13 protein-coding genes are annotated in these 16,378 nt (G+C 63.0%); 10 read left to right on the top strand and 3 right to left on the bottom strand.

Annotated elements, in window-relative coordinates; all coding sequences use genetic code 11:
* Positions 1-117 precede the first annotated feature (117 nt).
* Genes rfbA through C1A15_RS12880 form a run of 5 tightly spaced genes read left to right on the top strand, consistent with a single transcriptional unit; the run spans position 118 to position 5,949 of the window.
* Positions 118-1,020, top strand: coding sequence for a glucose-1-phosphate thymidylyltransferase RfbA (gene rfbA / locus C1A15_RS12900; RefSeq protein ID WP_101722950.1), 903 nt, complete (start codon positions 118-120; stop codon positions 1,018-1,020).
* Positions 1,021-1,022: 2 nt separating this feature from the next.
* Positions 1,023-1,925: a dTDP-4-dehydrorhamnose reductase gene (rfbD, locus tag C1A15_RS12895; RefSeq protein WP_101722949.1), complete on the top strand. Its 903-nt coding sequence runs from the start codon at positions 1,023-1,025 to the stop codon at positions 1,923-1,925.
* A 4-nt stretch (positions 1,926-1,929) separates the two neighbouring features.
* The gene (rfbB, locus tag C1A15_RS12890; RefSeq protein ID WP_101722948.1) at positions 1,930-2,949 is read left to right on the top strand and encodes a dTDP-glucose 4,6-dehydratase; all 1,020 of its coding nucleotides are present in this window, start codon (positions 1,930-1,932) and stop codon (positions 2,947-2,949) included.
* A gap of 9 nt (positions 2,950-2,958) precedes the next feature.
* Positions 2,959-3,531: a dTDP-4-dehydrorhamnose 3,5-epimerase gene (rfbC, locus tag C1A15_RS12885; protein ID WP_101722947.1), complete on the top strand. Its 573-nt coding sequence runs from the start codon at positions 2,959-2,961 to the stop codon at positions 3,529-3,531.
* A 6-nt stretch (positions 3,532-3,537) separates the two neighbouring features.
* Positions 3,538-5,949 (top strand): glycosyltransferase family 2 protein, encoded by a 2,412-nt coding sequence (locus tag C1A15_RS12880; RefSeq protein WP_101722946.1) that lies wholly within the window; start codon positions 3,538-3,540, stop codon positions 5,947-5,949.
* Here C1A15_RS12880 and C1A15_RS12875 read toward each other — a convergent pair.
* The 3 genes from C1A15_RS12875 to C1A15_RS12865 are packed head-to-tail and all read right to left on the bottom strand — an operon-like array spanning position 5,946 to position 9,706.
* Positions 5,946-7,070: a glycosyltransferase gene (locus C1A15_RS12875; RefSeq protein ID WP_101722945.1), complete on the bottom strand. Its 1,125-nt coding sequence runs from the start codon at positions 7,068-7,070 to the stop codon at positions 5,946-5,948. The two genes, C1A15_RS12880 and C1A15_RS12875, sit on opposite strands and share 4 nt — an antisense overlap.
* Complete coding sequence (locus C1A15_RS12870) at positions 7,067-8,914, bottom strand: ABC transporter ATP-binding protein (protein WP_101722944.1); 1,848 nt, start codon at positions 8,912-8,914, stop codon at positions 7,067-7,069. Before C1A15_RS12870 ends, C1A15_RS12875 begins: the two co-directional genes overlap by 4 nt.
* A gap of 15 nt (positions 8,915-8,929) precedes the next feature.
* Positions 8,930-9,706 carry an ABC transporter permease gene (locus C1A15_RS12865; protein WP_101722943.1) on the bottom strand — a complete coding sequence of 259 codons (777 nt, stop codon included), beginning with the start codon at positions 9,704-9,706 and terminating at the stop codon, positions 8,930-8,932.
* A 134-nt stretch (positions 9,707-9,840) separates the two neighbouring features.
* Between C1A15_RS12865 and C1A15_RS12860 the strand changes: the two genes are divergently transcribed.
* From C1A15_RS12860 to C1A15_RS12840, 5 genes are all read left to right on the top strand, one after another.
* Positions 9,841-11,973, top strand: coding sequence for a DUF6541 family protein (locus tag C1A15_RS12860; RefSeq protein WP_245865026.1), 2,133 nt, complete (start codon positions 9,841-9,843; stop codon positions 11,971-11,973).
* A gap of 37 nt (positions 11,974-12,010) precedes the next feature.
* Positions 12,011-12,991 (top strand): glycosyltransferase, encoded by a 981-nt coding sequence (locus C1A15_RS12855; RefSeq protein ID WP_101722942.1) that lies wholly within the window; start codon positions 12,011-12,013, stop codon positions 12,989-12,991.
* Positions 12,992-13,000: 9 nt separating this feature from the next.
* Positions 13,001-14,110 (top strand): glycosyltransferase family 2 protein, encoded by a 1,110-nt coding sequence (locus C1A15_RS12850; protein WP_101722941.1) that lies wholly within the window; start codon positions 13,001-13,003, stop codon positions 14,108-14,110.
* 96 nt (positions 14,111-14,206) lie between these two features.
* Positions 14,207-15,328: a glycosyltransferase family 4 protein gene (locus C1A15_RS12845; RefSeq protein WP_101722940.1), complete on the top strand. Its 1,122-nt coding sequence runs from the start codon at positions 14,207-14,209 to the stop codon at positions 15,326-15,328.
* A gap of 12 nt (positions 15,329-15,340) precedes the next feature.
* A complete protein-coding gene (locus C1A15_RS12840) occupies positions 15,341-16,330 on the top strand; it encodes an LCP family protein (RefSeq protein ID WP_101722939.1) in 990 nt (329 codons plus the stop codon).
* Positions 16,331-16,378: the final 48 nt, after the last annotated feature.

The raw sequence follows: 16,378 nt of genomic DNA, 5'->3' as shown, positions 1-16,378 counted from the left end.
AGCGTTGCTCTTGAGCGATGGGGAGGGCGGCTTTCATGCTTTTCCTGGAACGAACTGGAAGCTTCGACGGGTTGCATTACAATAGGAGCATCTGCAGCAGCAAAGGAGAGGTATTACATGAAAGGCATCATACTCGCGGGCGGCAGCGGCACGCGCCTGTACCCGCTCACCACGGTGACGTCGAAGCAGCTGCTCCCGGTGTACGACAAGCCGATGATCTACTACCCGCTGTCGGTCCTCATGATGGCGGGCATCCGCGACATCCTGGTCATCTCGACGCCGACCGACCTGCCGAATTTCGAGCGCCTGCTCAAAGACGGCTCGGACTACGGCGTGAACCTGTCCTACGCCGAGCAGCCCAGCCCCGACGGGCTCGCGCAGGCGTTCATCATCGGCGAGGAGTTCGTCGACGGCGACTCGTGCGCGCTCGTGCTGGGCGACAACATCTTCTACGGCAACGGCCTGGGCCGCCATCTGCGCACCGCCGTGGAGCGCGCGGAGCGCGAGGGCGGCGCCACCGTGTTCGGCTACCATGTGGACGACCCCGAGCGCTTCGGCGTGGTGGAGTTCGACGAGGGCTTCAACGCGGTGTCCATCGAGGAGAAGCCCGAGCATCCCAAGAGCAACTACGCGGTGACCGGCCTGTACTTCTACGACAGCCGCGTGTGCGAGCTCGCCAAGCAGGTGAAGCCCAGCGCGCGCGGGGAGCTGGAGATAACCACCCTCAACCAGATGTATTTGGAGGACGGCTCGCTCAACGTGGTGACGCTCGGCCGCGGCTACGCGTGGCTCGATACGGGCACGATGGAGAGCCTGTTCGAGGCTTCCGAGTTCGTGCGCGCCGTGGAGCGCAGCCAGGGGCTGAGCGTGTCGGTGGTGGAGGAGATCGCCTACCAGAACGGCTGGATCGACCGCGAGCTGCTGCTCGCCGCCGCCGGCAAGTACGGCAAGTCGGTGTACGGCCAGCACCTGCGCAAGGTGGCCGAGGGCAAGATCGTCCCGCATAAGGAGGCCCTGTGAGCATGAAGATACTCGTAACCGGCGGCAACGGCCAGCTCGGCAACGAGCTCGTGCGCATTCTGCGCGAAGGACGCTCCGAGATCGGGTCGATCCCTGGCATCTATGCTGACGCGGAGGTCTTAGCCACCGACGTGGCCGAGCTCGACGTGACCGACGCCGACGCCGTCATGGCTTTCGTCGCGCAGGGCGGCTTCGACCTCGTCGTCAACGGCGCCGCCATGACGAACGTCGACGGCTGCGAGACGGCCGAGGACGCGGCGTTCCGTGTGAACGCCGAGGCTCCGGGCAACCTCGCGCGTGCCGCTGAAGCTGCCGGCGCCAAGTTCGTGCAGGTGTCGACCGATTACGTGTTCCCTGGCACCGAGCCCGAGCCGCGCGTCGAGAGCGACCCGACGGGCCCCGTGTCCGCGTACGGCCGCACGAAGCTGGCCGGCGAGGAGCGCTCGCTCGAAGCTTGCAGCCGCTGCTTCGTGGTGCGTACGGCGTGGCTGTACGGCTACGTGGGCAAGAACTTCGTCAAGACCATGATGCGCCTCGGGGCGGATCGCGACGAAGTGACCGTGGTCGGCGACCAGCTGGGCAACCCCACGTCGGCGAACGATCTGGCGCACGAGATCCTCGAGATCGCCGCCACCGATAACTACGGCGTGTACCATTGCACGAACGAGGGCACCTGCTCGTGGGCCGACTTCGCGCAGGCGATCATGGAGGGCGCGGGCCTCGACTGCGCGGTGGCTCGCTGCACCTCGGAGGAATACGCGGCCATGAACCCCGCTTCGGCGAAGCGCCCGTCGTATTCGTCGCTGCGCAACAAGCACCTCGAGGACACCGTGGGCGACAAGATGCGCCCCTGGCGCGAGGCGCTGGCCGAGTACCTGAAGAACCTACCCGAACTGGAAGGCTAGAGGAATGTCCGACATATTCGAACCGAAGCGGATCATCGTCACCGGCGGAGCCGGGTTCATCGGAAGCAACTTCGTCCACTGGGTGGTGGACAACCAGCCGGGGGTGCACGTCGTCGTGCTCGACGCGCTCACGTACGCCGGCAACCGCGAGAACCTCGCGGGCATCCCCGCCGACCGCATGACCTTCGTGCACGGCGACATCTGCGACGAGGCCCTGCTCGAGGAGATCGTCCCCGGCGTCGACGCCATCGTGCACTTCGCCGCCGAGTCGCACAACGACAACTCCATCGCCGATCCGGAGCCGTTCGTGCGCACCAACGTGCACGGCACGTTCCGCCTGCTCGAGGCGGCGCGCGCGCACGGCGTGCGCTTCCATCACATCTCCACCGACGAGGTGTACGGCGACCTGGCGCTCGACGATCCGGCGCGCTTCACGGAGGAGACGCCGTATTGCCCCTCGAGCCCGTACAGCTCCACGAAGGCGTCGTCGGACCTGCTCGTGCGCGCGTGGTTCCGCACCTACGGCGTGCGCGCCACGATCTCGAACTGCTCGAACAATTACGGCCCGCGCCAGCACATCGAGAAGTTCATCCCGCGCCAGATCACGAACATCCTCACCGGCATCCGCCCGAAGCTCTACGGCGACGGCCTGAACGTGCGCGACTGGATCCACACCGAGGACCACTCCTCGGCCGTGTGGGCGATCCTCACGAAGGGCCGCCTGGGCGAGACGTATTTGATCGGGGCCGACGGCGAGAAGAACAACATCGACGTGCTGCACGCCATCCTCGAGAACATGGGCAAGGACGCGGACGACTTCGACTGGGTCAAGGATCGCCCCGGCCACGACCGCCGCTACGCCATCGACTCCTCGAAGCTGCGGCGCGAGCTGGGCTGGGAGCCTAAGCATACCGACTTCGCCGAAGGGCTCAAGGCGACCATCGACTGGTACCGCGACAATCCCCAGTGGTGGCGGGATGCCAAGGAGGCCGTCGAGGCTAAGTACGCGAAGCAAGGTCAGTAGGGAGGCGTCATGGCGGCAGGAGACAGCGTCAAGCACGGGAACTTCACGTTCACCGAGACGTCCATCGAGGACGTGCTGATCGTGGACGTGACGGCCTACGGCGACGAGCGCGGCTACTTCGTCGAGACCTACAAGCGCCCCGACTTCGTCGCAGGCGGCATCGACGCGGAGTTCGTGCAGGACAACCAGTCGTCCTCGACCAAGGGCGTGCTGCGCGGGCTGCACTTCCAGATCGAGCATCCGCAGTCCAAGCTCGTGCGCGTCGTGAAAGGCGAGGTGTTCGACGTGGCCGTCGACCTGCGCCCGGGAAGCGCCACGTACGGCCAGTGGGAGGGCGTGGTGCTGTCGGCCGAGAACCGCCGCCAGTTCTTCGTGCCGCGCGGGTTCGCCCACGGGTTCCTCGTGCTGTCCGACGTGGCCGAGTTCTGCTACAAGTGCGACGACGTGTACCATCCGGGCGACGAGGGCGGCCTCATGTGGGACGATCCCGAGATCGGCATCGCGTGGCCCATCGCCGAGGGCATGGAGCTCGTGCTGAGCGAGAAGGACAAGAAGCACCCGCCGCTGAGCGAGCTTGCGTAACCCGCTATGAAGATAACGTGCCAGGGTTTGTGCCGCGGTGACGGCAAGGGGTATGCGCGTCTGACCGTAAAAGGCTCGGCTGGGAAGGCTATCGAGGTGGGCGCGACGCTCGAAGACGGCTTGCCGATCCCCTCGTTGTGGCTCGAAGACTCAGGTTCGGGCGCTGATCGCATCGGCACGCTGACGTTTCCCCTCCTCGACGAGGCGACGGTCGTCGTTCGTGCGGTAGGGGCGGACGGCGGGGAACCGTCGTGCCGTTTAAGCATTCCCGCTGCGAAGCTGAAATGGCTCTCGCGTTTGCACTACCGCCTCCGTCCGTCTCTGTGCGCCCGGCTGCGCGATGCCGACACGCGCGACGGGGGTAGGCTGCGTCTTTCGCTCGTTTGGTGCATGCCCGACGGAGACGAGTCGGTGTGGCGGATAGCCGCCGGCTCCCCGTCCCCCGATTCGCGCATTGCGTTTTCGGCATGGGACGGCGCCGGCAAAAAGATCGCCGTCGACCCCATCTTCTTCGAGGACCAGCGATTCACGGAGGAATCGGACGAGGGGTTCCGCCGGCGGGTCGTCGTTTCGCTTCGGATGCCGCGCGAGGCGGGCAGCCTGTTCGTCTTGGCCGAAGACGAAACGGGAAGCGCGAAGCCCGGGATGCTCGGGTTCGAGCGCGAGGCCTTTTCAGGGGCGCTGCATCATGCGCGCTTTCGCGTACGGACGGCCGCCGATAGGGAAGACTACCGGCGCTGGCGCGGCACGCACGAGGCGCGCGTGCAAGACGCCCGGTTCCTGGAGCCGATGGCGCATGGGCCGCTCGTCAGCATCGTGGTGCCCTGCTACCGGGTGAACGAAGCCTTCTTCGACGAGATGCTCGCTTCCGTCGTCTCTCAGACGTACGGCGCATGGGAGCTCGTCTTGGTGGACTCCGAGAGCGCGTCGTCGAGCGTCGCACGCCTGGCGGCGTATGTGAACGACGACCGTATCAGGATTGTCTCCCTGCCGGACAATCACGGCATCGTCGGCAATACGAACGTCGGCATCGAAGCGGCGACGGGCGAATACGTCGCATTCCTCGACTACGACGACGTGCTCGAGCCGACCGCGCTCGAAGAATACGTCCGCGCCATCGAAAAGCATCCCAGCGTCGGCCTCTTGTACTGCGACGAGGATTCGTTCCAGCGGTCCGGCGATTTCCGCGATCCGGTATTCAAGACCGATTTCAACCGCGACCTGCTGTACTCCCATAACTGCATCACGCATTGGCTCATGGTCAGCAGGGAAGCGCTCGAGGAGGTCGGCTTGTCCGACGACGACGTGAACGGCGCGCAGGATTACGACCTCGCGTTGCGCATTTCCGAAACCGGGCGCGAAATCGTGCACGTCCCGCATATGCTGTACCATTGGCGCGTGCACGAGGATTCGACGGCGGGCGACAACCTGGGCAGCAAACCGTATGCTCACGAGGCGGGCCGGATCGCTTTGAGCCGACATTTCACGCGCCGGGGGCTTTCTGCGCGCGTGGAGGACGGGGACGGCCCGTTCGTGTACCGCGTGCGCTATGCGCTGCCTGACCCGGCGCCGAGCGTGGACATCCTCATTCCCAGCAAGGACCATGTGGACGTGCTGGACCGATGCGTCAGCAGCATCCTCGAAAAATCGACGTATCCGAACTACCGTATCACCGTCATCGAGAACAACAGCGTCGAAGAAGAGACGCTCGCTTATTATCAGGAGCTCGAAACGCGCGACAGCCGCGTGCGGGTTCTCGAATGGTCGCATGAGTTCAACTACGCGAAGATCATGAACTTCGGCGCCGCACACGCTGAAGCTGATTTATTGCTGTTGCTCAACAACGATACCGAGGTCATCTCTCCCGACTTCATCGAAGAGATGGCAGGATACTTGGAGCGCGCGGAAGCGGGCGTCGTGGGGGCGAAGCTGCTCTATTACGATGGCCTTGTACAGCATGCCGGCATGCTGATAGGGCCGGATGGTACGGTGGTGCATGTGAATCAGAACGTGCCCGACTCGTGGGGGTGCTATTTGGGACGCTCCATTCGTCCGGGAAACTTTTCGAGCGTGACGGGGGCCTGCCAAATGGTTCGCCGGTCGGTATTCGAAGAGGTGGGGGGTTACTCCGAGGAATTCGCGGTCGGGTACAACGATGCGGATTTCTGCTGCAAGGTGCGCGCCGCGGGGTACTCGGTGGTGTTCACGCCGTACGCGAAGCTGTACCACAACGAGTTCGTGTCGCGCGGACGCGAGGAGGGCGACCCCGTCAAGATGGAGCGGTGGCGCCGCGAGCGCGCGCGCATGCAGGAGAAGTGGCCGTCCTATTTCGAAGAGGGCGACCCGTACTCGAACCCGAACCTCGACCGAAACAGCCTCTACTTCGCCCTGCCGTCCGCGGACGAGTCGAGGGGCTAGCGCCCGAGGATCGCCTTGAGCGGCTTGAGGACGGCGTTTCCGGCCCGGTAGGTCTTGGAAGCGAGGGTTTCCTCGACCTCCCGCCAGGCGCGCAACGCGTTGCTCTGCTCCTCTTCCGCGCGGCGGTTCGCCTCGCGGAGCATGAAGAAGAGGAAGTCGTCGGCATCGTCGTCGAGGAGGTGCCGCACCTGGACGTACGTGCGAGGGTTGCGGAATTCGTGCTCCTCCATCCCGTCCAAGCCGAGTGCGGCGCACCCGCGCGTCTGCATCTCCTGCCGAAGCTCTTCGAACGCCTCGCGCGATTTGAGGCTGGAGAGGTTGAAGAACACCGACTCGGCGACCCAGTTCCGGAATCCCTTTGCGACGGGCGCGAACCTGCCGTTGCGTTCGAGGGTCTCTTTGACGGCGAGGAACGAACGGTGGAAATCGAGCGGAGCCCGCTCGTTCGTGGCGATGTTGCTGTTCGGATTGTTCACGCGGTAATGGTAGAGCACCTCGTCCACCGTGGCGATGCGTTGCGCCTGGGCCAGTGCGCAGCACACGAAGTACAGATCGGCGCTGCGCTGGATCTCATGGAAGCGCAGGTCGAGCTCTCGGATGAAGTTGTGACGGAACAGCTTGTTCCATGTCCAGTTCTGGAAGGCGTAGAAGAGCTCGTCGGGGTTGTCGAGGGGCGACGACACGCGGTGGGGGAAGGCGTTGACGTCGAGCGACCAGGGCACGGGAAGGGTCTCGCCGGTCTCGTCGTTGTACGAGTCCACCCGGTACGCGACGATGTCGGCATCGGTGTCAACTGCGCGCGCGATCGCCCGCTCGAGCAACTGCGGCTCGGTGAAGTCGTCGGCGTCGAAGAATGAGAGGAAGCGTCCTTGGGCGACGGCGAGCCCCGTGTTGCGGGCGGCCCCTTCGCCTTTGTTCTCCTGATGGATGACGTGAAGACGCTTGTCGCGAGCGGCGATGTCTGCGAGGATGCGCGCGGTATCGTCGGTGGAGCCGTCGTCCACGCAGATGAGCTCGAAGTCTGCAAAGGTTTGGGCCAGCACGCTCTCGACGCATTGCCGTATATGGCGCGCACCGTTGTAGACGGGGACGATTACGGAAACGATGGGGGTGTCGCTCACTTGCGCCTCCTGGAGCGGTCTTCGGCTGCCGCGTGCGCGTCTTCCAGGGCTTCGACAAGCAGCTCACGGTCGAGACGCGCCACGCCGCTCTCCTTGCCGATGAAGACGAGCTCGTCGATGCGCGCGCCTCGCTCGGCCACGAAGTCGAGGCACTGGGCGATGTCATCGAGGTCGGTGGGGTTCTCGAGCAAAAGGGCGCTTCCCCGCTTCCCCGCATAGGCCCCGCACCCCAAGAGCTCGGGCCACTGGGAGAGCGAGAGCGAGGCCACGTGCAGCTCGTGCGCACATGCGTCGGCTTGCTCAAGCGCGCGAGCACACAGGGCTGCGCACGTTGCTTGCGAGGTGTCGAACGCGATGCGCTCTACGGTCATGCCGAACTGGCGCAGGTGTCCGTCGATCGCGGCGTCCGCGGCGTTGCCGACGATGAGAGCCTTGGTTTGGCCGCCGTTCGAAAGCGCGTCGGCGATGCGGTCGAGGGGCGCGGGCCCCCGCGTCGCGACGACCGGGCACCGGTTGGCGAAGGCAAGCGGTGCTGCCGCGAGCGATTCGGGATTGTCGTCGAAGTCGACGATCATCGTCTCGTCTCCCCATAGGCCGTGCGCGATGCCGTAACGGTACACATCGAGCGAGAGGTCGGTCACGTCGCCGTCGTTAACGAACGGTACGATAGCAGGGGACCACGGCAGCTCTTCGAGTGCGGCAAGGGGCTCCGGCGCGTGCTTTTCGCAGTCGAAGAAAAAAATGGTCGACGGCTTCGCTTCGCGTAGCAACGAGGCCACGGCATCGGGGATCCGATCGGGTTTCACGGGCAAGACGGGAGCGTCGATCGCTCCCGCAAGGCCGTTCGCCATGATCGCGTTAATGTGGGTCGCACCGCACACCATCACGGCGGTGTCGAAGCCGTTTTCCCAGCCGTGCGCGGCCATTTGCACTGCCGTGCCGTTGGCGTCATCGCCGGCTATCGTAGTGAAATCGCTTTCCTCGTGCTCACCGCCGTGCTGCAGCGCCTGGAATACGCGCTGCTCGGATTGCGCGCTTCCCGTGCGCCCGCCGAGCCCGCCGTACACGCGGCAAACTAACGAGGCGTCGCCCAGCATGCGTGTGTGGCCCTTCTCGATCCAGATGACCTTGTTGCACAGGCGCTCCACTTGGGCGTTGCTGTGGGACACGATGAGCACGGTCACGCCGTGCTTCTCGATGAGTTCGCTGATGCGGTCCTCGCACTTCTTCTGGAACATGAAGTCACCGACGGACAGCACCTCGTCCACCACGAGGATCTCGGGGACGATGACCGTGGCGATGGCGAACGCGATGCGGGCCACCATACCCGACGAATAGTTCTTCAGCGGCATGTCGAGAAACTTCTCGATTTCGGCGAACTCTACGATCTCATCGAAGTGCTCGTTGATGAACTCCTTCGAGTATCCGAGCAGAGCGCCGTTGAGGTAGATGTTCTCGCGCGCGGACAGCTCGGTGTCGAATCCTGCTCCCAGTTCGATGAGCGGGGCGATGTTGCCGTTGATCTCGCAGGTGCCCTTCGTCGGCTCCAGCACGCCGGCGATGATCTTGAGCATGGTGGACTTGCCCGAACCGTTCGTGCCGATGATGCCGAACACGTCGCCTTTCTTCACCTCGAACGATACGTCGTCGAGTGCGGTGAAACCCTCGAAAAACAGCTTGCGCCGCGCGATTTGGATGGCATACTCCTTCAAGCTGTTGAGCTGCTCGGATGCCATGTTGAAGATCATGGACACGTGGTCGACTTTGACCATGGTCGGGCGGATGTCGCCCCTGAGATCCTCGGCTACGTCGGCCAGCGCTGCGGTGTTGACTATTTCGGGCATAGCGAACCTTCGTCTCTAAACGTACAGGATGAATTTCTTCTGCTGCTTGCGGAACACGGCGAACCCGATCGCGAGAGCCCCGACGCCGCAGCCGAGGCAGATGAGGTTCGCTCCCAAGCTGGGTGTCACCCCGTTGAGAGCGATGTCGCGGAAGTACGTGACGTAGTAGTACATGGGGTTGAACTGCATGATGGCCCACATCCAGTCCGTGAGGATGCTCGTGGGATAAAACAGCGGCGTGGCGTACGTCCAGGCTGTCAGCACGACGCCCCATAGGTGGATGACGTCGCGGAAGAAGACGGCCAGCGACGACAGCAGCAGCCCGAGCCCGAGGCAGAACAGGAAGATGTAGAACAGCAGAAGCGGCAAAAGGAGCAGATTCCAGGTGAGCGGGATCTGGAAGAACGCGATGACTGCCGCGACGGCGACGAGCGAGATGGCGAAGTTCAGCAGGCTGAACACCACCTTCTCGAGCGGGAACAGCATCTTGTTGATGCGGATCTTCTTGATGAGGGGCGCCGAGTCGATGATGGAGCTCATAGCGCCGGAGGTGGCGTCGCTCATGAAGGTGAACAGCGTCTGCCCGAGGATGAGGTAGATGGGGAAGTTCGGGATGTCGAAGCGGAACACCATCGAGAACACGGCGGTGAGCACGATCATCATGAGCAGGGGGTTCAGCACAGACCACAGCACACCGAGCATGCTGCGGCGGTACTTGAGCTTGAAGTCCTTCGAAACGAGCGAGGTGAGGATGAACCAATCTCGTTTGAACTGTGTCTTAGCTGCACTCATAATGCGGATCGCTGCCTCTCCTGTGCGACGCGCGCCCCTGCGCGGTATGTTTTGCAATCTTCGCAAATTCGCATGATACCACGGATCGCCGCTTTTCTTTTTCAGGCGAGGCGAGTCCATCCTTTATGCGCTCTATGCTACCCTTGCAACTGACATGTTGTAGATGTCGTTTTCACGTCGGTTCTGCGATGGAGGGTATGGGAGTCCGCATGTGGGTCGATTTTTGCTTGGCCGCTCTGACAGGGATTGCGGTGCTGTATGGACCGGGTTTTTTTGCTTGGAGAACCCTTGGCATGAGGGGATTGGCTGCGCTGGCCTGTGCGCCTCTCTTTTCGATCTTGGCATATTCCATCTTGGGGGTTGTGTGCTTCTTCGTCGGCGTGCGGTCGACCGTTTTCTCAGTAGGGCTTCCCGTGGCGGTTCTGTCGATTGCAGCCTGCGGCCTTGCCCTGCTCGTCGCTCGCAGGAAAGGCGTCGCGCTCGGTTCGGGCGAGCGCGCGGGCCGGCGGTTCGATGCTGCTCTCGTCTCGGCGTACTTGGCTGTCGGCGTGGCCGTCGGGTTGTTCGCGTTCGTCCTTCCCTTGGACGGCCCGGCGTCGTCCGTTCAAACGTACGACAACGTGCATCACTTCGCCTCGGTGCGCAGCTTCTCGGATTCCGGCATGTGGTCTTCGTTGCATGTCTCGTCTTACTTGGACGTTTCCGATCCCGCAGCCAACCCTCTGCCGGGAACCGGGTACTATCCGTCGGGATGGCATATCGTATGCTCTATGGTAATAAGCGTTTTGGGCGTCGAGGTTGCGCTGGCCGTTAATGCTGTGAACTTTCTGTTCGCAGCTGTCGTTTTCCCCTTGAGCATGGCGTTTCTCATGAAGGTACTGTTCTCCGGCGATCGCGCTATCGCCTTGATCGGAGCGTTGGGCGCGGTCGCCGTCGGAGCGTTCCCTTGGATTCTCGCCGAGGTGTGGCCCCTATATCCGAACACGGCGGCGTTCGCGCTGGTGCCGGTTCTTGCCGGGTGTTTCGTGGCGCTTTGGGGTCGGGACGCCTCTGGGAGGGAGCGCATCGTATACGGTGCTGTGTTCGTTCTCGGGTGCTGCTGCATGGCCTTCATTCAACCGAACGCCGTGTTCTCGGCGGCAGTCTTCCTCATTCCGTTTTGCGTATATCGATCGGCGGTCGAGGCGGGCCGTCGATTCCAGGAGCCGAAACGTCGCGTGGCGGTCATGCTGGCGGCCGGGTCGGTCGCGCTCGCGTGCGTTGCCTTGCTGTGGATGGCTGCGCTTTCTCTGCCCTTCATGCAAGGAGCCGTCGCAGTGTACTGGCCTCCGATCCATTCAAGGGCGCAGGGTCTCATGAGCGTGCTCGGCATGGGATTCGCCGGATCCTCCGTGCAACCGATCGCGGCGTGCCTCGTCGTTGCGGGCGCGCTGTACACGCTGCGCAAGCGACGCTATCTTTGGCTGACGTGCTCGTATCTTTTGGCATGCTGCATCTATTACGTTTCGGCCGTGGAGGGAGATACCCTGCTCAAGCACGCGCTGTCGGGATTCTGGTACACCGACCCCTATCGCACTGCCGCGCTGGCTGGCATCTGCTCGCTTCCACTTTTGGCAATGGGGCTGCATGTGGCGTACAGGGTTTGCTGCAGAGCCCTTGCGGCCCTGCGCGCCCCTGGTGCCTGCAGGGTCGAAGCCCTTTCTGCGACAGTCGTTGCAGTGGCCTTCCTCGCGTTGAACTTCTTGCCAGTTCGAGGGATGCTCGGACTGGGTCAGGATGCGTTCCAGGGAATCGTCGCTACTGCAACGGCTCTCAATGATGGTTCGGCGGTGAACGCCTACGGCGAAGACAAGAGCCGGTTCGCGAGAAAAGCGAAAGAGGTCGTGCCGTCCGGGGCACTTATCGTCAACCAACCTTACGATGGGTCGCTGTTCGCGTACAGCCTCGATGATTTGAATTTGTACTATCGCGATATATCGGGTTATGGTGGAGAGGACGAGCGCTCGGAGAGCGCGATGATCCGCCGCCGGTTGGCTGCCAAGGCGTCCGATCTTTCGGTGCGAGACGCGGTTCGAACAGCCGGGGCTGAATACGTGCTGATCCTCGATCGGGACGTCGAGCGCATGGAGGAGCTGTTCTTCCTCTACAACCAGGATGATTGGGTGGGCATCGAGGCGGTGGGCGACGAAACCCCCGGGTTCGAAGCGGTTTTGAAGGATGGCGACATGCGCTTGTATCGAATAGCGAACGCCGATGCTTTACAATAGGAGAGATCAGCGCGTCCAAGAAAAGGCAGGTTCGTTTATGCAGGATGACCATCCCAGCGTCTCGGTGCTGGTTCCCATATACAACGTGGATCGCTACCTGCCGCAGTGTCTTGAGGCGCTGTGCGGGCAGACGCTGCGCGACCTGGAGATCGTGGCCGTCAACGACGGTTCGACCGACGGATCGCTGACGATTCTGAGGGAATGGGCGGCGAAGGACGAGCGGATCGTGATCGTCGACAAGCCGAACTCCGGGTACGGAGCTTCCATGAATCGGGGGCTCGAAGCTGCGCGCGGCACGTACATCGGCATCGTGGAACCCGACGACTTCCCGGAGCGCGGCATGTTCAAGCGTTTGCTCCGCATGGCGCAGCGCCATGATTGCGACCTCGTGAAATGCAACTTCTTCGAACACTACGAGGACCATGACGATCGCGTGGACAACTTTGCCGGCTTCCCCTGCGGCAAGCTTTTCGATCCTGTCGAGCAGCCGCGCGTCATCTGCACGATTCCCGCCATCTGGACGGGGCTCTATCGCAAGGCATGGCTCGACGATGAGGGCATCCGCTTCCGCGAGACTCCGGGCGCGTCGTTTCAAGATACATCATTCGTGATGAAGTCCTGGTTCGCTGCCCGTCGGTGCGCACTGGTGCGCAAGTCGCTTTTGCATTACCGGATGGACAACCCGGGTTCGTCGGTGAAAACGACGGACAAGGTGTTTGTCGTGTGCGACGAGTTGGAGGATTGCGAGCGGTTCTTGCGCGCGCGTGTCGATCGCCGCCGCGTGCTGCTTCCCTGGTTTTTCGTCGACAAGTGGAGCAAGTACCGGTGGAACTACGAGCGTATCGACGAGAGCGCGCACGAGGCGTTCGCTCAGCGCGTATTCGAAGAGTACGCCGCAGCGCGCGAGGCAGGCGAGCTCGATATGAGGTTGTTCGACCTCAGCAGCAGAGATGCTCTTGGCGAGCTGCTCGAGGCCGGCGCGGCGAGGTTCGCCGCCGATCATCCGAAAACGTACTGAGGGGCGCCCGTGGAAAGCAGCAGCAAGCAGCCCGCCGTCTCCATCATCGTTCCCACGTACAATGCGGGGGAGTTCATCGCGCAGTGCCTCGACAGCGTGCTGGCGCAGACTATGGGCGACTTCGAGCTCATTTGCGTGGACGACGGATCGACCGACGATACACGGTCGATCGTGGAGGAGCGCGCGCGGCGCGACGGGCGCGTAGTCGCGCTGCGCCAGGCGAACGCGGGGCCCGGCGCGGCTCGCAACGCGGGGCTGGACAGGGCGCGCGGACGCTACGTGTACTGCCTCGATGCCGACGATTACCTTGAGCGCGACATGCTCGCGCAGTGTGTGAAGGCGCTCGACGAGACGCAGGCGGACATGGCGCTCGTGGCGTTTCGCACGTACAACCAGCAGGTGGGGAGGGCGTATCCTGCCGAGTGGGGCATGCGGAACGAGGACGTGTTCCCGTCGTATCCGGGCGGCTCGTTCACGTGGGAGACTGCGCCCGACCTGTTCTTCGAGACGGTGCAGAACGTTCCCTGGAACAAGGTGGTGCGCCGCACGCTGCTCGAAGAGCGCGGAATCCGTTTCCAAGAACTGCGCCTGACGGAGGATTTGATGTACTCGCTGCCGGCGGCGGTGGGGGCGAAGGCGGTCGTGCGCATTCCGCAGCCGCTCGTGGTGCACCGCGAGTTCGCCGGCACGAACGCGATGGCCGACAAGGGCCGGCATCCGCTCGATTTCCTCGACGCGTTCGAGGCCCTCGGCGCGTGGCTGCGCGCCGAGGGTGTGTACGAGCCGTTGCGCTCGGCGTATAGGGAGTGGCTGCTTGACGCGGTGTACTACAACCTGCCGACGTACCGCGATTTCGACGGGTTCTCCGCGGCGTACGAGCGTCTGACCGCAAGGGGGCTTGAGGCTTACGACCTGGCGAGCGCCGATGCGGGCTCCGTTCGCGACCATCGTTGCCGCGCGCTGCTCGAAGCGCTTCGCCTGGGGTCGCGCGAGCGCTTCCTGCTAGCATGCGCCAACATCGAGGCCGCTGAGGTGCAGGAGCAGAAGTGCGGGTTCCAGGACGCACAGGGATCGATTAAGTGGCTCTGTCAGCGTTTGAGGGACCGTTTGCGCTCGTAGACCGAGAATCCGCCCATAATGGTTGCGAGCGGCCTAGTGCTGCTATAATGCTTTGGTTGAAGATGCGCGCTCGCATGGGGATCGACAAGGAACATCATGGAATGGTATCAGGCGGTAATCGTGTTCGCCGTGGCCTTTGCGGTCGCGTACTGCATGGTACCCGTTTCCAAGAAGATCGCGTTTCGGATCGGGGCGATCGACTATCCCGGGTATCGGCGCATGAACCGCGTGCCCATTCCGCGCTGCGGCGGCATCGCGCTGTACGTCGGGTTGATCGCCGCGTGCTTCACGATGTTCCTCGGCGTGCGCTTTTTCGATTGGTCGTTGCACGATCTGTACATTCTGCAAGACGTGAACTACATCATGCTGTTCGTCGGCGTTACGACGATGTTTACCGTGGGGCTGGTGGACGACATCACCCAGCTGTCGCCGGGCGTGAAACTTGTGGGGCAGATTGCCGCTGCGACGATCGTCACGCTTTCGGGCATCACGATCGGCGCCGTGCGCACGTTGGTCGTGGGCGACTATCTGTCGCTCGGCTGGATCGACTACCCTCTGACGGTGCTGTATCTCGTGGTGTTCGTGAACATCACGAACTTGATCGACGGGCTTGACGGGCTGGCGTCCGGCCTGGTGGCCATCGTCGCCGCTGGTCTGCTGTACCTCGTCTGGATGCGGGGGAGCTTCACGCTCGTGCTCGTCTGCCTCGCGCTGATCGCCGTCTGCCTGGCGTTTTTGCGCTACAACTTCTTTCCGGCCTCCGTGTTCATGGGGGATTCGGGATCGCTTTTGCTCGGGCTCGTCGTGGGGATCGTCTCGGTGGTGGGCGTCGTGCGGACGCAGAGCTTCGTGGTCATGCTCGTGCCGCTCGTCATCGCCGGCGTTCCCGTCCTCGACACGATCTCGGCCGTCATCAGGCGCAAGCGCGTGCATCAGCCGGTGAAGGACGCCGATTTGGGGCACATCCACCATCGTCTCATGCGCGCGGGGCTGAGCCAGAAACGCTCGGTCGCGGTGCTGTGGCTATGCTCCGCGGCGCTCGTGCTCGTGGGTTGCCTCATGGGAAGCTTCTCGGGGCCGGTGCGTTGGACGGTGTGCATCGTGCTCGCTGTGGTTTTGTTCTTCGTTATCTGGAAGTTCGGCTTGTTCAAGCCCGTTTTGAAGCATCATTACGACAACAGGGGCAAACGCGGCCCCCGCGTACCGCGTCACCGATAAGCTGTGGGAGCTATGGCCGAGATATCCGAAGCGCATAAGAAGCAATCCAGGAGGACGGCCGCTGCGGCGGTTGCCGTCGTTGCGGTGCTGTCGCTCGCGTTCATCGGGCTGGTGGAGTTCCTGGACGGCACGGCTCGTCAGGCGAAGGAAGGCAAAGTCTCCCTTGAGGAAGTTTCTTCGACCGAACCGTTCTACACGCTGCTTATCGGATCCGATTCGCGCAAGGGCACGGCGCTGTACACGGGGAAGAAAACCGACCATGCTCAGGTCGATCAGCATGCCGACGTCATGACGCTCATGCGCGTGGATCCCGCAACGTATACCATCACGCTGGTGAGCATTCCGCGCGACACGGTGCTGCGGGGAACGTCTTGGAAGGTGAACGACTCGCTGCTTGACGGCGACCCTGAGGAGACGGTCGCGACCGCCGAGCGCCTGACCGGGGTAGAAATCGATTATTACATGATGACGACGTTCACCTCGTTCGAGGCGTTGGTGAACGCGCTCGGGGGCGTCACCGTCGACGTGCCGAAGGACGTGAAGGTTCCCGATCCTATGACGGCGGACAACGTAGAGCTGCAAGCGGGCTCCGCACAGGAACTCGACGGTTCTGAGGCGCTCGTGCTCGCTCGCGCCCGCAAGGAATATGGCGAGCATCAGGAGGCGCTGCGGCAGATCAACGTCCGCAACATCGAGACGGCGATGATCCAGAAGGTGCTTTCGCTCGACAGCGAGAAGAGCGCGAACGCGGTGCTCCTCGATTTGGAGGAGTACACGACGACCAATCTCGACATGGCTTCCATCGGCTATCTCGTGGTGGACTTCGTCGCACATCGCGAAGAGGTGACGATCTACTCGACGACCGGCCCTTACGTGGGCGGCGAGAACGCAGAAGGGCTGTGGGTTGTGGAAGAGGATCCGCTCGCCTGGGCCGAGCTGATGGCCGTGGTCGACGCGGGGGAGGATCCGGAGGGAATCGTGAAGCTCCCCAACCACTCGTAGAATCGATGACGGATCGTTTTCAAACTGCGGCTATGCTATCATATCAGC

The organism is Eggerthella timonensis (genome assembly GCF_900184265.1).
Classification (GTDB): Bacteria; Actinomycetota; Coriobacteriia; order Coriobacteriales; family Eggerthellaceae; genus Eggerthella; species Eggerthella timonensis.
The sequence above is the reverse complement of the archived record's forward strand: the minus strand, read 5'-3'. Positions and strand labels throughout refer to the sequence as shown.

Bases quoted from the DNA above. Each gene is read 5' to 3' on its own strand.
- rfbA (WP_101722950.1), top strand. From the start codon at position 118: ATGAAAGGCATCATACTCGCGGGCGGCAGCGGCACGCGCCTGTACCCG.
- C1A15_RS12860 (WP_245865026.1), top strand. From the start codon at position 9,841: ATGCTACCCTTGCAACTGACATGTTGTAGATGTCGTTTTCACGTCGGT.
- C1A15_RS12855 (WP_101722942.1), top strand. From the start codon at position 12,011: ATGCAGGATGACCATCCCAGCGTCTCGGTGCTGGTTCCCATATACAAC.
- C1A15_RS12880 (WP_101722946.1), top strand. From the start codon at position 3,538: ATGAAGATAACGTGCCAGGGTTTGTGCCGCGGTGACGGCAAGGGGTAT.
- C1A15_RS12840 (WP_101722939.1), top strand. From the start codon at position 15,341: ATGGCCGAGATATCCGAAGCGCATAAGAAGCAATCCAGGAGGACGGCC.
- C1A15_RS12845 (WP_101722940.1), top strand. From the start codon at position 14,207: ATGGAATGGTATCAGGCGGTAATCGTGTTCGCCGTGGCCTTTGCGGTC.
- C1A15_RS12865 (WP_101722943.1), bottom strand. From the start codon at position 9,706: ATGAGTGCAGCTAAGACACAGTTCAAACGAGATTGGTTCATCCTCACC.
- C1A15_RS12870 (WP_101722944.1), bottom strand. From the start codon at position 8,914: ATGCCCGAAATAGTCAACACCGCAGCGCTGGCCGACGTAGCCGAGGAT.
- rfbD (WP_101722949.1), top strand. From the start codon at position 1,023: ATGAAGATACTCGTAACCGGCGGCAACGGCCAGCTCGGCAACGAGCTC.
- rfbB (WP_101722948.1), top strand. From the start codon at position 1,930: ATGTCCGACATATTCGAACCGAAGCGGATCATCGTCACCGGCGGAGCC.
- rfbC (WP_101722947.1), top strand. From the start codon at position 2,959: ATGGCGGCAGGAGACAGCGTCAAGCACGGGAACTTCACGTTCACCGAG.